Source organism: Citrobacter sp. S55_ASV_140, assembly GCF_018919505.1.
In the GTDB taxonomy this organism is placed as follows: Bacteria; Pseudomonadota; Gammaproteobacteria; order Enterobacterales; family Enterobacteriaceae; genus Citrobacter; species Citrobacter werkmanii.
In genome coordinates this window covers 27,001-42,620 of the sequence record NZ_JAHLQZ010000008.1, presented here as the reverse complement: position 1 = coordinate 42,620, position 15,620 = coordinate 27,001, and the positions used below count along the sequence as shown (strand labels likewise).

Sequence of the window (15,620 nt, the reverse complement as noted above, 5' to 3'; positions counted from 1 at the left end):
GTTTGACCAATCACCAGCGCCGCGTTGTCTTTTTTGATTTGGATGGCACGTTACATCAGCAGGATATGTTCGGGAGTTTTATACGTTATCTGCTGCGTCGTCAGCCGCTGAACGTGCTGCTTGTGCTGCCTCTGTTACCGGTGATTGCGCTGGCGTTGTTGATAAAAGGACGCGCGGCACGCTGGCCGATGAGTCTGTTGCTGTGGGGATGCACTTTTGGTCGCAGCGAGGCGCATCTGAAAGCGCACCAGGCCGATTTTGTGCGTTGGTTTCGCAATAACGTGACGGCGTTTCCGCTCGTACAGCAGCGGCTTACCACCTATCTGTTAAGCTCTGACGCCGACATCTGGCTTATCACCGGCTCCCCACAGTCGCTGGTGGAGCAGGTTTACTTTGATACCCCGTGGCTACCGCGCGTCAATCTGATCGCCAGTAAAATGGCGCGAGGATACGGTGGCTGGGTGTTGCCTCTGCGTTGTCTGGGGCATGAGAAAGTGACACAGCTGGAACGCCAGATTGGCGCGCCGCTGCAACTTTATAGTGGTTATAGCGACAGTAAGCAGGACAACCCGCTGCTCTCTTTTTGCCAGCATCGCTGGCGCGTCACGCCGCGTGGGGAACTGCAACAACTCGAATAGAGTAAACGAGAGCGTCTGTGTATAATGCGCCCGCTTTGATTACTGGAGTTACCCCCTTTGTCTGAAGTTGAATTTAGCCACGAATACTGGATGCGTCATGCTTTAACGCTGGCTAAGCGCGCCTGGGATGAGCGTGAAGTCCCGGTGGGCGCAGTATTAGTGCATAATAACCGCGTCATTGGCGAAGGCTGGAACCGGCCGATTGGTCACCATGATCCCACGGCCCACGCTGAAATTATGGCGCTGCGTCAGGGCGGCCTGGTGCTGCAAAATTACCGTCTGTTGGATGCCACGTTGTACGTCACGCTGGAGCCGTGCGTGATGTGCGCCGGCGCGATGGTGCACAGCCGTATCGGCCGGGTGGTTTTTGGCGCGCGCGATGCGAAAACGGGGGCGGCGGGTTCATTAATTGACGTGCTACATCACCCTGGAATGAATCATCGGGTTGAAGTGACAGAGGGAGTCCTGCGGGATGAATGTGCCACGCTGCTCAGCGATTTCTTTCGTATGCGTCGTCAGGAAATCAAAGCCCTGAAAAAATCCGCCAATGCGTAAATGCTGGTCTGATTGTCTGATGTTTATCAGGCCGATAAGACTACTTTTCCTCTTTCTTTTGCGCTGAAAACAGCAGGGAAGGGGAGTGCGTCAGGTAGTTTGACGACGTCTGAGACAGAAACGCGGAAAGCGGGAATTTCTCTTTACCTAATAACTCCGCGGGCGACACCGCCGGGTAATCCTGCGCCAGTTGCTGCGTTTCCTGCGCCTGCTTTTCTTTTTCTTGCAGATATCCCACCAGGCTTATCTGGTATTTACGGATATTTTCCACATAGGCGTAGGCTTCATGACCACGCGCATAGCCATAGGTCAGCTTGTTGTAATACGGCTTTTGGCTGAGCAGCGGTAGCCGCTGTTTTACATCGGACCAGCTATTCGGATTGCCTTTGGTTTTGACCGTCAGCGCCCGCGCGTCCAGCATATGCGCATAACCCATATTGTAGGCGGCAAGCGCAAACCAGATCCGTTCTCCTTCCGGGACGGTATCCGGCACTTTACTCATCATATCCTGCAAATAACGCGCGCCGCCGCTGATGCTCTGTTCGGCATCGGTACGGTCAGTCAGCCCGAGACTCTGGGCGGTATTTTTGGTCAACATCATCAGTCCGCGTACGCCGGTCGGAGAAGTGGCCTGCGCGTCCCAGTGCGACTCCTGATAAGAGATCGCGGCAAGCAGTCGCCAGTCTATTTCCTGCGCATACTTCTCAAACAGCGGCTTGAGGTCTGGCAACACGCTGTCTACGGCGCGCAAAAAGGTGCGGGTGTCGACATAGTCAAAATCATCGCCATGTCCAAGATATTTCTCTTCCAGTCTTGCCAGGGAACCCTCTTCGTTCATGGAATTAAAGAAATCCAACAGGGCAGCGGCCAGCGTATTGTCATCGTCCAGACGACTAAACCAGGTCACCGGCTGTTCGTCGGAGACGTCCAGCGCGACGGCCAGCTCAGGGTGTACGCGTTGGTACAGGCTGATGGCGACGGAATCGGCAATGGTGTAATCCAGCTTACCGGCGATGACATCATCAAGTAGTTCAGTGGTGCCCTTTTTGTCATCCACTTTCCAGCTCAGGTCGGGAAATTTTTTCTCTTTTAGCTGCTGGAGATCGTTAACCACCACATGTCCCGGGGCGATAGTCAACTGATTTTCATTCACGCTAGCCAGGGTTCGAGGGCGATATTGCCCAACCCGATACACCAGCTGTTGTGACACCGAGTAATAGGTCGGGCCGGGCTGGTAATTTTTCACCCGCTCGCTGTTATACACCAGACCTGCGGCTAACAGATCGGCATCCCCGTTATCCAGGTCGTCAAACAGCTGGCTGATGTTCTGGCGCACGGTGATTTTTAATTTCACGCCTAAATAGTTGGCGAACGCCTGGGCCAGTTCATAATCCAGACCGAATTTTTTGCCGTTGAGGGTCGCATAAGTTAATGGCGAGTCAATGGTACTGACGCGCAGTTCTCCCCGCGACTGAATGGCGGCGATACGATTTTCGGCTTTACCGAACCAGGGAATAGATGGCCAGAGGGCCGCTGCCAACAACAGCGTTAATATGCCGATGAACAGATAATTAATCTTTAATTTTTTCAATTAGTTAATTCTCTGAACCGTACGTTGTCTCTGCCTGCTGTAGTGTTGTTTAAGAAGTGAAGTCGTCATTAATGAGCGGCATTTTGCTTAAACTTGCGTCAGTTGGCAACTTATTCAGAAAACAGACCGCATTTGATGATAAGACGAGGCCGCGATTTTATTTCGACGCAAACGGTTTCGTCGGCGCGGTAGATTCTTTATAATACCGCCCGTTTCCCCCACTTGGGCACACCGAAAGCTTAGAAGACGAGAGACTTATGATGGAAATTCTGCGTGGTTCACCTGCACTGTCTGCATTCCGTATTAACAAACTGCTGGCACGTTTTCAGGCTGCCAACCTCCAGGTCCACAATATTTACGCCGAGTACGTCCATTTTGCCGATCTGAACGCACCGTTGAATAAAGATGAGCACGCGCAGCTTGCACGCCTGCTGAAATATGGTCCTGCTCTTCACAGCCACGCTCCTGAGGGCAAATTACTGCTGGTCACCCCTCGTCCGGGCACCATCTCCCCGTGGTCTTCTAAAGCGACTGATATTGCCCACAATTGCGGCCTACAACAGATTAGCCGTCTGGAACGTGGCGTTGCTTACTATGTCGAAGCTTCTACGCTGACTGCGGAGCAGTGGCAGGAGGTTGCCGACGTACTGCACGACCGCATGATGGAAACGGTTTTCTCTGCGCTAAACGATGCCGAAAAACTCTTTGCGCATCACCAGCCTGCGCCGGTCTCCAGCGTCGATCTGCTGGGTGAGGGCCGTCAGGCGCTGATTGACGCCAACGTGCGTCTCGGCCTGGCATTGGCGGAGGATGAAATCGACTATCTGCAGGACGCGTTCAGCAAACTGGGGCGCAACCCGAACGACATCGAACTGTACATGTTCGCGCAGGCCAACTCTGAGCACTGTCGCCACAAGATTTTTAACGCCGACTGGGTTATCGACGGTAAACAGCAGCCGAAGTCGCTGTTTAAGATGATCAAAAATACCTTTGAAACCACGCCGGACCACGTGCTGTCCGCCTATAAAGACAACGCCGCGGTGATGGAAGGTTCTGACGTGGGGCGCTACTTTGCCGACCACAAAACCGGTCGCTACGATTTCCATCAGGAGCCAGCCCATATCCTGATGAAGGTAGAAACTCACAACCACCCGACCGCCATCTCTCCGTGGCCGGGCGCGGCAACCGGATCCGGCGGTGAAATTCGTGATGAAGGCGCAACCGGGCGCGGCGCGAAGCCGAAAGCCGGGCTGGTGGGCTTCTCCGTTTCCAACCTGCGTATTCCGGGCTTTGAACAGCCATGGGAAGAAGACTTTGGTAAGCCGGACCGTATCGTTACCGCACTGGATATCATGACCGAAGGGCCATTAGGCGGCGCGGCCTTTAATAATGAATTTGGTCGCCCGGCGCTGACCGGCTACTTCCGAACTTACGAAGAGAAGGTTAACAGCCACAACGGTGAAGAGCTGCGCGGCTACCACAAGCCGATCATGCTGGCGGGCGGGATCGGCAACATCCGCGCCGATCACGTGCAGAAAGGCGAGATCGTCGTCGGCGCGAAGCTGATTGTCCTCGGCGGTCCGGCGATGAACATCGGCCTCGGCGGTGGCGCTGCATCCTCTATGGCTTCCGGTCAGTCTGATGCCGATCTCGACTTCGCCTCCGTACAACGCGATAACCCGGAAATGGAACGCCGCTGTCAGGAAGTTATCGACCGCTGCTGGCAGATGGGCGATGCCAACCCGATTCTGTTTATTCACGACGTCGGCGCGGGCGGTCTGTCCAACGCCATGCCGGAGCTGGTAAGCGATGGCGGTCGCGGCGGTAAATTCCAGTTGCGCGATATCCTCAGCGACGAGCCGGGTATGAGCCCGCTGGAAATCTGGTGTAACGAATCTCAGGAACGTTACGTGCTGGCGGTGGCCGCTGACCAGTTGCCGTTGTTTGACGAGCTGTGTAAGCGTGAGCGCGCGCCGTACGCGGTGATTGGCGAAGCCACCGAAGAGCAGCATCTGACCCTGAGCGATAGCCACTTCGACAACCAGCCGATCGATATGCCGCTGGACGTGTTGCTGGGCAAAACGCCGAAGATGACCCGCGACGTGCAGACGCTGAAAGCGAAGGGTGATGCCCTGAATCGTGGCGAAATCTCGATTGCCGATGCGGTGAACCGCGTACTGCATCTGCCGACCGTCGCGGAAAAAACCTTCCTCGTAACCATCGGCGACCGTACCGTTACCGGTATGGTGGCGCGTGACCAGATGGTCGGGCCGTGGCAGATCCCGGTGGCTAACTGTGCGGTGACCACCGCCAGTCTTGATAGCTACTATGGTGAAGCGATGTCTATCGGCGAACGTGCGCCAGTCGCTCTGCTGGACTTCGCAGCTTCTGCCCGTCTGGCGGTAGGTGAAGCGCTGACTAACATTGCGGCAACACAGATTGGCGACATCAAACGCATTAAACTCTCCGCAAACTGGATGGCGGCTGCGGGTCACCCGGGTGAAGATGCCGGGTTATACGAAGCGGTAAAAGCCGTCGGGGAAGAATTATGTCCGGCGCTTGGCCTGACCATTCCGGTGGGTAAAGACTCCATGTCGATGAAGACCCGCTGGCAGGAAGGCAACGAACAGCGCGAAATGACCTCGCCGTTGTCACTGGTGATCACCGCTTTTGCCCGAGTGGAAGACGTGCGCCACACCATTACTCCGCAGCTCTCTACTGAAGATAATGCCCTGCTGTTAATTGACCTTGGTCTGAGCCACAACGCACTCGGCGCGACCGCGCTGGCGCAGGTTTACCGCCAACTGGGCGACAAACCGGCCGACGTACGTGATGTGGCGCAGTTGAAAGGCTTCTACGAGGCCATGCAGGCGCTGGTCGCACAGCGCAAGCTGCTGGCTTACCACGATCGCTCCGACGGCGGCTTGCTGGTGACGCTGGCGGAAATGGCTTTCACCGGGCACTGTGGTATTGAGGCTGATATCAGCACGCTGGGCGACGATCGTCTGGCAGCGCTGTTTAACGAAGAACTGGGCGCGGTGATCCAGGTTTGCGCCGCTGACCGTGACGCGGTGGAAGCCATTCTGGCGGCCAACGGCCTGGCAGACTGCGTACACTACCTCGGCAAAGCCGTGGAAGGCGACCGCTTCACTCTCTCCGCTAACGGACAGCCGGTGTTCAGCGAAAGCCGTACTACCCTGCGTATGTGGTGGGCAGAAACCACCTGGCAGATGCAGCGTCTGCGCGACAACCCGGAGTGCGCCGATCAGGAACACGACGCTAAAACCAACGACGCCGATCCTGGCCTCAACGTTAAACTGACGTTCGATATCAACGAAGATGTTGCTGCCCCGTACATCGCCACCGGCGCACGTCCTAAAGTCGCTGTACTGCGTGAGCAGGGCGTTAACTCCCACGTCGAGATGGCGGCCGCTTTCCATCGTGCGGGCTTCGATGCTATCGACGTGCACATGAGCGATCTGCTGGGCGGACGTATCGGTCTGGGGAATTTCCAGGCGCTGGTAGCCTGTGGCGGCTTCTCTTACGGTGATGTGCTCGGCGCCGGGGAGGGCTGGGCGAAGTCGATTCTGTTCAACAACCGCGTCCGTGATGAGTTTGAAACCTTCTTCCATCGCCCGCAAACGCTGGCGCTGGGCGTGTGTAACGGTTGTCAGATGATGTCTAACCTGCGCGAACTGATCCCGGGAAGCGACCTGTGGCCGCGCTTTGTGCGTAACCACTCCGATCGTTTTGAAGCCCGCTTCAGCCTGGTCGAAGTGACGCAAAGCCCGTCTTTACTGCTTAGCGATATGGTTGGTTCGATGATGCCGATTGCCGTTTCTCACGGTGAAGGCCGTGTGGAAGTGCGTGACGACGCGCATCTGGCTCAGCTTGAGAGCAAAGGCCTGGTGGCGCTGCGCTACGTTGATAACTTCGGTAAGGTGACCGGAACCTACCCGGCTAACCCGAACGGTTCGCCGAACGGTATTACTGCCGTTACCACTGAAAATGGTCGCGTCACCATTATGATGCCGCATCCGGAACGTGTGTTCCGCACCGTGGCTAACTCCTGGCACCCGGAAAACTGGGGCGAAGACAGCCCGTGGATGCGTATTTTCCGCAACGCGCGCAAACAGCTCGGTTAATTAGCCCGATAGCCATTAAGCCCCTCCTGCGAGGGGCTTTTTTTTTGCCTGTCTCTTTGTAGGCCGGATAAGGTGTTTACGCCGCCATCCGGCAATAAACTCAGTGCTTATGCCGCAAAATTAAAGTGTCGGGAAATCCCGACATGGGCGGGGTGACGATGTCGTCAAAAAGAGACATTTAACTATATGATTTATAATTGTTTTGTTTTTAAGTGCTACAGGTGTTGCTGATTGGCGACAGAAAGTGCAAAAAACCGGCAGAACCATTTTTTGCATGAACAACGATATTCTTCATATCTATCATTGTGTTAACAAAGTGTTTTGAATATTGGCACAGATGCTGCATAATATTAACCAGTGGCTCATTCACCTTCTTATGTCAGCCCCTTCGGGAAGCGCTACATAAACTTCGAATGACGCACAACAAGGTGCCTGCCGTCCAACATCTGATATTAGCATGGCTCATATCAACCTCCGGGCGAAACGTCGAGTTAGGCACCGCCTTATTCCACAACAAAGCCGGGTTAATCCCGGCTTTGTTGTATCTGGCGTTCCCCTCAGTTAGCATCAAGCTATTCCTGTCCATTGAGAGTAACGCCTTGAAGCGCTGGTCAGTTTTCCCCCGATCTTTACGTCAATTGGTTATGTTGGCATTCTTGCTGATTCTGCTGCCGTTGTTAGTTCTGGCCTGGCAGGCGTGGCAAAGCCTGAATGCCTTGAGCGCGCAGGCGGCGCTGACCAACCGAACCACGCTGATTGACGCCAGACGCAGTGAGGCGATGACCAACGCCGCGCTGGAGATGGAGCGTAGCTACCGGCAGTATTGTGTGCTTGATGACTCAACGTTGGCAAAGGTCTACCAGAGTCAGCGTAAGCGCTATAGCGACATGCTGGATGCGCATGCGGGCGTGTTGCCGGATACCAAGCTTTATCAGGCGTTACGTCAGGATCTCAACGACCTCGCGCAATTACAGTGCAATAACAGCGGTCCAGATAGCGTAGCGGCAGCCCGGCTGGAAGCGTTTGCGAATGCCAATACCGAGATGGTACAGGCGACGCGCACCGTGGTCTTTTCTCGTGGCCAGCAGCTACAGCAGGAAATTGCCGAACGTGGGCAGTTCTTCGGCTGGCAGGCGCTGGTGCTGTTTCTCGTCAGCCTGGCGATGGTACTGCTGTTCACTCGTATGATTATCGGCCCGGTGAAGGGCATAGAAAGGATGATCAATCGGCTGGGGGAAGGGCGCTCGCTGGGCGACAGCGTATTATTTACCGGGCCGCGTGAGCTGAGGTCTGTCGGTCAGCGCATTATCTGGTTGAGCGAACGTCTTTCCTGGCTTGAGTCGCAACGGCATCAGTTTTTACGTCATCTTTCCCATGAGCTGAAAACGCCGCTGGCGAGCATGCGTGAAGGGACGGAGTTGCTGGCCGATCAGGTTGTTGGACCGCTTACGCCGGAGCAAAAAGAGGTGGTCGGTATTCTGGATGACAGCAGCCGTAACCTGCAAAAGCTGATTGAGCAGCTTCTTGATTACAACCGCAAACTGGCGGATGACGTGGTTGAGCTTGAGAGTGTGGACATCGCGCCGCTGGTTGAAAGCGTTGTTTCTGCACATAGCCTGCCTGCTCGCGGCAAAATGATACATACTGAGGTAGCGCTTGAGGCGAACACCTGCCTGGCGGAACCGATGCTGTTGATGAGCGTGCTGGACAATCTTTATTCCAATGCGGTGCACTATGGCGCTGAATCCGGTAACATTTGGATTCGCAGCAGTTTGCATGGCTCAACGGTATACATCGATATAACGAATACAGGCACACCGATTCCAGAAGCAGAACAGACCATGATCTTCGAGCCTTTTTTCCAGGGTAGCCATCAGCGAAAAGGGGCGGTAAAAGGAAGCGGGTTGGGGCTGAGCATTGCCAGAGATTGCATCCGCCGTATGCGAGGCAAACTGTATCTGGTTGATGACCATGCGCAAAGCGTTTGTTTTCGCATAGAATTGCCCCTATCTGCTGCAAAAAATCACTAAAATAAACCTAAGTCTGGTGAGTATGCCACACGTTGTTTTCCGAATGCTTAAACGACATTTTTTCCGTCGAGTCTTGCTTATGAGCCTGCCGTGTCTGGCGCTGGCCGGGTGTGTGCCGAACGCGGTGAATCATGTTACTGGCGATCCCTCTCAGGAGAAAATCCCGCCTTACCAACTGGCGGACTATCTTGCAACCGAGTGTACGGATATCTGGTCCCTGACGAGCCAGCCTACAGAGACAAACCCACTGTACTGGCTGCGGGCTATGGATTGCGCCAATCGCCTGATGCCGGTACAGGCGCGCAGTGAAGCCAGTATGATGATGCCAGATACCTGGCAGGGGGCTTTCAGACGCGGGATTCTGCTTGATAACGCTAACATTACGCCACCTGAAAGGCGGGAGGCTGTTACGCGCCTCGAGGTATTAAGTCCGCAAATTCCGCCGCAAGTCAGACCGCTGTATCAGGTCTGGCTCAGCAGCCAAACGCTACAACTGCAGCTTGCCGAAGAGCGTATGCGCTACAGTAAACTCCAGCAAACATCGGACAGCGATCTGGACACGCTGCGTCAACAGCAGCAGCATTTGCAGTCCCAGCTCGATCTCACAACCCGTAAGCTGGAGAATCTGACCGATATAGAACGTCAGCTTTCCACGCGCAAACCTGCCGGCAGCTACAATCCTGACGCGCCGCACGGGAATGATAAACTCACCACGCCTGATAACGAGGATGGCACTGCGCCATCTGCCGATGAGGTCACACCATGATAAGCCGTAAGCCCGCACATCTGCTGCTGGTGGATGACGATCCGGGCCTGTTGAAATTGCTCGGTATGCGACTGACCAGCGAAGGTTACAGCGTCGTAACCGCCGAAAGTGGGCAGGAAGGGTTACGGGTGCTGAACCGCGAAAAAGTGGATCTGGTTATCAGCGATCTGCGTATGGATGAAATGGACGGCATGCAGCTGTTTACTGAAATCCAGAAAGTACAACCTGGAATGCCGGTTATCATCCTCACTGCTCACGGTTCCATCCCTGACGCCGTTGCCGCGACGCAGCAAGGAGTATTCAGTTTTCTCACCAAGCCGGTTGATAAAGACGCGTTATACCACGCGATTGATGGCGCATTGGAACAGTCTGCGCCAGCCACTGATGACAGCTGGCGTGAGTCTATCGTCACCCGCAGCCCGCTGATGCTGCGTCTGTTAGAACAGGCGCGGATGGTAGCGCAATCGGATGTGAGCGTATTGATTAACGGTCAAAGCGGAACCGGGAAAGAGGTGTTTGCCCAGGCGATTCATAACGCCAGCCCGCGCAGCCACAAGCCATTCATTGCTATTAACTGCGGCGCGTTACCGGAACAGCTGCTGGAATCCGAACTGTTTGGTCATGCGCGCGGCGCCTTTACCGGTGCGGTAAGCAATCGCGAGGGCCTGTTTCAGGCGGCGGAAGGCGGGACGCTGTTCCTTGATGAGATTGGCGATATGCCCGCGCCGTTACAGGTCAAATTGCTGCGCGTATTACAGGAACGCAAGGTCAGGCCGCTGGGCAGTAACCGCGATATAGACATTGATGTGCGCATTATATCGGCTACCCACCGCGACCTGCCTAAAGCGATGGCGCGGGGTGAGTTCCGTGAAGATTTGTACTATCGCCTCAACGTGGTTAGTCTGAAGATCCCGGCGCTTGCCGAGCGTACGGAAGATATTCCGCTGCTGGCAAACCACCTGCTGCGACAGTCTGCTGAACGGCACAAACCCTTCGTGCGCGCCTTCTCGACCGATGCCATGAAGCGTTTGATGACCGCCAGTTGGCCGGGCAACGTACGCCAGTTGGTCAACGTGATTGAGCAGTGCGTGGCCTTGACCTCTTCGCCGGTTATCAGCGATGCGCTGGTGGAGCAGGCCCTGGAAGGGGAGAACACCGCGCTGCCGACTTTTGTTGAAGCGCGCAATCAGTTTGAACTTAACTACCTGCGCAAACTATTGCAAATCACAAAAGGCAATGTGACCCACGCGGCGCGAATGGCGGGGCGCAATCGCACCGAGTTCTACAAGTTGCTTTCTCGCCATGAGCTGGATGCAAACGATTTCAAAGAATAAATCTGCGGATTATGTTAGCTTTATTCGATCAAAAGACAGGCGACCTTTTCAAGGAATAGCATGAAAAAGATTGATGCGATTATTAAACCTTTCAAGCTGGACGACGTCCGTGAAGCGCTGGCTGAAGTCGGCATTACCGGTATGACTGTGACAGAAGTGAAAGGGTTTGGCCGTCAGAAAGGCCATACCGAGTTATACCGTGGTGCGGAATACATGGTGGATTTTCTGCCGAAGGTAAAAATTGAAATTGTGGTTCCCGACGACATCGTCGATACCTGCGTTGACACCATTATTCGTACCGCGCAGACCGGTAAAATCGGGGACGGTAAGATTTTTGTTTTCGACGTGGCGCGCGTTATTCGTATTCGTACCGGTGAAGAAGACGACGCGGCAATCTAAGCCGCGCCGTTAATTTGTAGGCCTGATAAGCGTAGCGCATCAGGCAGAGTGATTGCCGGATGTCGGCGTAAACGCCTTATCCGGCCTACTCGCGTAATACATTACAATACTTTATGCGGGCCGAAGCATTCGTAATGAATGTTCTCGTTTTTCACGCCCAGACCGACCAGTTGCTTCGCGGCGAACTGCATAAAGCCGACCGGGCCGCACAGATAAAACTGCATCGCCGGATCGCTGATTGCCCCTTCCAGTTTGTTCAGATCCATCAGACCAATGCTATCAAACGCACCTTTCGCGCGATCGGCTTCGTTTGGCTCACGATACCAGGTATGTGCGCTAAAGCGTGGCAGCGTTTTGCCGAGTTCTTTTACTTCATCGGCGAAAGCATGTACATCGCCATTTTCCGCCGCGTGGAACCAGTTAACCTGCGCCGTATGATGAGCTTTCGCCAGCGTATCCAGCATCGCCAGCATTGGCGTTTGGCCCACGCCTGCGGAAATCAGCGACACCGGCGTATCGGTCGCGACGTCCATAAAGAAATCCCCCGCTGGCGCGGCCAGGTGAACCACATCGCCGACATTGGCGTGGTTATGTAGCCAGGTTGAAACCTGACCACCGTCCTCGCGCTTCACGGCAATACGGTAGCCTTTGCCATCTGGCTTACGGGTCAGCGAATACTGACGGATTTCCTGATGCGGGAAACCTTCCGGCTTCAGCCAGACGCCCAGGTATTGACCCGGATGGTATTCCGCCACTGCGCCGCCATCGACGGGTTCAAACTCAAAGCTGGTAATCGCGCGGCTTTGCGGCGTTTTCGCCACGATACGGAAAGGACGCGTACCTTCCCAACCGCCGGTTTTGCTGGCGTTTTCGCTGTAGATTTGCGCTTCACGGTTAATAAACACGCCCGCCAGCACGCCGTATGCTTTGCCCCACGCATCCAGCACTTCCTGGCCCGGGCTGAACATTTCGTCCAGCGTGGCCAGCAGGTGACTTCCTACGATGTTGTACTGCTCTGGTTTAATCTGGAAGCTGGTATGTTTCTGGGCGATTTTCTCAACGGCTGGCAACAGCGCTGGCAGGTTGTCGATGTTGCTGGCATACGCGGCAATGGCGTTAAACAGCGCTTCACGTTGGTCGCCATTGCGCTGGTTACTCATGTTGAAAATTTCTTTCAGCTCTGGGTTATGCGTAAACATGCGATCGTAGAAATGGGCGGTCAGCTTCGGACCTGTTTCAACCAGCAGGGGAATGGTGGCTTTCACTGTAGCGATGGTTTGTGCGTCAAGCATACGGTCTTCCTTTATCTGAAACTTTAATGATGTATGTCAAATACATCTTATAAAAAATACCCCTGCATTGTAAATGGTTCTTTGTAACTTTGCGTTGTAAAGGTTACATCGTGAAAAATCTGCATCACAAACCTGAAAAGAAATCCGTTGAAATTCAGCAGACCTTTGTTCTCCAAAGCCTTGTGTGCCGTGAAGGTAATCGTTTGCGTAAAATCCTTTGTCAAGACCTGTTATCGAAGAATGATTCGGTTATACTGTTGGCCGAAGTCCTGGAAGACTGCCTTTTCAGGCCAAAATTTACTTGTTAGCTGAGTCAGGAGATGCGGATGTTAAAGCGTGAAATGAACATTGCCGATTATGATGCCGAACTGTGGCAGGCTATGGAGCAGGAAAAAGTACGTCAGGAAGAGCACATCGAACTGATCGCCTCCGAAAACTATACCAGCCCGCGTGTAATGCAGGCGCAGGGTTCTCAGCTGACCAACAAATACGCTGAAGGTTATCCGGGCAAGCGCTACTACGGCGGTTGCGAGTACGTTGATATCGTTGAGCAACTGGCTATTGATCGCGCTAAAGAGCTGTTTGGCGCTGACTACGCTAACGTACAGCCGCACTCTGGCTCTCAGGCTAACTTCGCTGTCTACACCGCGCTGCTGCAGCCGGGCGATACCGTGCTGGGTATGAACCTGGCGCAGGGCGGCCACCTGACTCACGGCTCCCCGGTTAACTTCTCCGGCAAACTGTACAACATCATTCCTTACGGCATTGATGAGTCCGGTAAAATTGACTACGAAGACATGGCTAAGCAGGCCAAAGAGCACAAACCGAAAATGATTATCGGTGGCTTCTCTGCCTACTCCGGCGTGGTTGACTGGGCAAAAATGCGTGAAATCGCTGACAGCATCGGCGCATACCTGTTCGTCGACATGGCGCACGTTGCCGGTCTGATTGCCGCTGGCGTTTACCCGAACCCGGTTCCGCACGCTCACGTTGTGACCACCACCACCCACAAAACCCTGGCGGGTCCGCGCGGCGGCCTGATCCTGGCGAAAGGCGGTGATGAAGAGCTGTACAAAAAACTGAACTCCGCCGTGTTCCCAAGCGCGCAGGGCGGCCCGCTGATGCACGTGATTGCGGCGAAAGCCGTGGCGCTGAAAGAAGCGATGGAGCCAGAGTTCAAAGTTTACCAGCAGCAGGTTGCGAAAAACGCCAAAGCGATGGTGGAAGTGTTCCTGAACCGCGGCTACAAAGTGGTTTCCGGTGGGACTGAAAACCACCTGTTCCTGCTGGATCTGGTTGATAAAAACCTGACCGGTAAAGAAGCCGACGCTGCACTGGGTCGTGCTAACATCACCGTCAACAAAAACAGCGTACCGAACGATCCGAAGAGCCCGTTTGTGACTTCCGGTATCCGTATCGGTTCTCCGGCTGTCACTCGCCGTGGCTTTAAAGAAGCGGAAGTGAAAGAGCTGGCTGGCTGGATGTGTGATGTTCTGGACAATATCAATGATGAAGCGGTAATTGAGCGCATCAAAGGTAAAGTGCTGGATATCTGCGCGCGCTTCCCGGTTTACGCGTAAGTCATATTGATTGCTGGACCTTATCCGGCCTACAGGTAACTCACCTGTAGGCCGGATAAACGAAGAGACATCCGCCAGTTATAGTGACTTAAGCAAGATTGTTTCATCGACTAAAGCCGCCACTGGCGGCTTTTTCTTAGCCTGAATCCATTTCCGCAATAAGCGCATTTCCCGGCCCTGGTTCAACGTCACTGCGCCGACAACGACGTCATTCTGCAAACTAAACCATATTGCTTTCTGCGCATCAGGATCGCCACGTACGAGCCAACTTTCTCCTTGCATTTCGCCAACAAATTGCAGGTTATCGCTGTATTGATCGGTCCAGAACCAGCCCGGCGTGGCTTCCGGCAGGGGTAAACCGAGCATCGCGGCGGCGGCGACCTGCGCCTGGCAGTTGGCATTTTCCCAGCTTTCTATGCGCCTTAAGGAGCCGTCCGGCTGGCGAGTGAGCGCCACATCACCGGCGGCGAAAATGACCGGGTCGGAGGTGGCGCAGGCGCTATCGACAATAATACCATTGGCCGTTTCCAGCCCCGCGTCGCGGGCCAGCGTATCGTTCGCCACGATGCCGATGCCGTAAACGACCGCATCGGCCTTCAGTATTTCGCCGTTTTGCAGCGTGAGCGTGAGAAATTCTCCCGCTTCAGCGTGCTCAATGGCGCTATTGAGCAGCATTCTCACCCCGGCCTGCTGATGGCGGGCTAAAAGATAGTCGCGCACCGGCGCAGGCGCATTGCGGCCCATCACCGTTGATGCCAGTTCGACCACCGTCACCCGGCAGCCGCGCTGGGTGGCGCTGGCCGCCAGCTCCAGGCCAATGGTGCCCGCGCCGACAATCACGATCGATTTTCCTGGCTGTAGCGCAGCCCGGAGACGCTCGGCATCTCCCGCATGACGTAGGGTAAAACAGCGCTCGCCCAGCGCATCCAGCAGCGGTAGCGGTCTGGCGGCGGCCCCGGTAGCCAGCAGCAGCTGAGTCCAGCGGTAGGTTTGCCCATCGGCGAGCGTTAACGTACGCGAGGCGCGATCAATCTCGCGTAGCGTAACGCCCAGATGCAACTGCACGTTGTGTTCCTGCCACCAGCTGGCGGGCAGAACCGGCTGAAGCTGCGGGTTATCGTCCAGCAGCATCGCTTTTGACAGCGGCGGGCGCTCGTAGGGTAGGTGAGCCTCGTCAGAAAAGAGGTGTAACGGTCCGCTAAACCCCTGCTGACGTAGCGCAGCGGCGGCCATCGCTCCCGCCTGGCCGCCGCCGATGATGGCAATAATCTGTTCGTTCATGATGACTCC

The 15,620-nt window shown here is 55.0% G+C and carries 11 protein-coding genes; 8 read left to right on the top strand and 3 right to left on the bottom strand.

Features of this window, described 5'->3' with window-relative positions:
* Positions 1-2: 2 nt before the first annotated feature.
* Positions 3-638 (top strand): phosphatidylglycerophosphatase C, encoded by a 636-nt coding sequence (gene yfhb / locus KQJ18_RS02910; protein WP_204526164.1) that lies wholly within the window; start codon positions 3-5, stop codon positions 636-638.
* A 57-nt stretch (positions 639-695) separates the two neighbouring features.
* A complete protein-coding gene (tadA, locus tag KQJ18_RS02905; protein WP_038642688.1) occupies positions 696-1,193 on the top strand; it encodes a tRNA adenosine(34) deaminase TadA in 498 nt (165 codons plus the stop codon).
* A gap of 40 nt (positions 1,194-1,233) precedes the next feature.
* Here the strand turns inward: tadA and mltF are convergent, their stop codons facing one another.
* A complete protein-coding gene (gene mltF / locus KQJ18_RS02900) occupies positions 1,234-2,784 on the bottom strand; it encodes a membrane-bound lytic murein transglycosylase MltF (protein ID WP_137347036.1) in 1,551 nt (516 codons plus the stop codon).
* 257 nt (positions 2,785-3,041) lie between these two features.
* On the opposite strand from mltF, the gene purL reads away from it, so the two are divergent.
* The 5 genes from purL (at position 3,042) to glnB (ending at position 11,458) form a co-directional block, all read left to right on the top strand.
* Entirely contained in the window at positions 3,042-6,929 is a 3,888-nt protein-coding gene (gene purL / locus KQJ18_RS02895) for a phosphoribosylformylglycinamidine synthase (protein WP_216421393.1), read from the top strand.
* Positions 6,930-7,528: 599 nt separating this feature from the next.
* The gene (gene qseE / locus KQJ18_RS02890; protein WP_137350969.1) at positions 7,529-8,959 is read left to right on the top strand and encodes a two component system sensor histidine kinase QseE/GlrK; all 1,431 of its coding nucleotides are present in this window, start codon (positions 7,529-7,531) and stop codon (positions 8,957-8,959) included.
* A gap of 22 nt (positions 8,960-8,981) precedes the next feature.
* Positions 8,982-9,725, top strand: coding sequence for a two-component system QseEF-associated lipoprotein QseG (gene qseG, locus KQJ18_RS02885; protein ID WP_085049306.1), 744 nt, complete (start codon positions 8,982-8,984; stop codon positions 9,723-9,725).
* Complete coding sequence (glrR, locus tag KQJ18_RS02880) at positions 9,725-11,059, top strand: two-component system response regulator GlrR (protein WP_304441077.1); 1,335 nt, start codon at positions 9,725-9,727, stop codon at positions 11,057-11,059. Before qseG ends, glrR begins: the two co-directional genes overlap by 1 nt.
* A 60-nt stretch (positions 11,060-11,119) precedes the next feature.
* Entirely contained in the window at positions 11,120-11,458 is a 339-nt protein-coding gene (gene glnB, locus KQJ18_RS02875) for a nitrogen regulatory protein P-II (RefSeq protein ID WP_000717694.1), read from the top strand.
* Between the two features lie 101 nt (positions 11,459-11,559).
* Here glnB and hmpA read toward each other — a convergent pair whose 3' ends face one another.
* Positions 11,560-12,750, bottom strand: a complete 1,191-nt coding sequence (hmpA, locus tag KQJ18_RS02870) for an NO-inducible flavohemoprotein (RefSeq protein ID WP_069324438.1) — start codon at positions 12,748-12,750, stop codon at positions 11,560-11,562.
* 326 nt (positions 12,751-13,076) lie between these two features.
* Here hmpA and glyA point away from each other — a divergent pair, with 326 nt between their 5' ends.
* A complete protein-coding gene (gene glyA, locus KQJ18_RS02865) occupies positions 13,077-14,330 on the top strand; it encodes a serine hydroxymethyltransferase (protein WP_032939458.1) in 1,254 nt (417 codons plus the stop codon).
* Positions 14,331-14,408: 78 nt separating this feature from the next.
* Here glyA and hcaD read toward each other — a convergent pair whose 3' ends face one another.
* Positions 14,409-15,611 carry a phenylpropionate dioxygenase ferredoxin reductase subunit gene (gene hcaD, locus KQJ18_RS02860; RefSeq protein ID WP_216421389.1) on the bottom strand — a complete coding sequence of 401 codons (1,203 nt, stop codon included), beginning with the start codon at positions 15,609-15,611 and terminating at the stop codon, positions 14,409-14,411.
* Positions 15,612-15,620 lie beyond the last annotated feature (9 nt).

Excerpts from the sequence above, each read along its gene's own strand:
- purL (WP_216421393.1), top strand. The coding sequence starts at position 3,042 with ATGATGGAAATTCTGCGTGGTTCACCTGCACTGTCTGCATTCCGTATT.
- qseG (WP_085049306.1), top strand. The coding sequence starts at position 8,982 with ATGCCACACGTTGTTTTCCGAATGCTTAAACGACATTTTTTCCGTCGA.
- glnB (WP_000717694.1), top strand. The coding sequence starts at position 11,120 with ATGAAAAAGATTGATGCGATTATTAAACCTTTCAAGCTGGACGACGTC.
- hmpA (WP_069324438.1), bottom strand. The coding sequence starts at position 12,750 with ATGCTTGACGCACAAACCATCGCTACAGTGAAAGCCACCATTCCCCTG.
- glyA (WP_032939458.1), top strand. The coding sequence starts at position 13,077 with ATGTTAAAGCGTGAAATGAACATTGCCGATTATGATGCCGAACTGTGG.
- hcaD (WP_216421389.1), bottom strand. The coding sequence starts at position 15,611 with ATGAACGAACAGATTATTGCCATCATCGGCGGCGGCCAGGCGGGAGCG.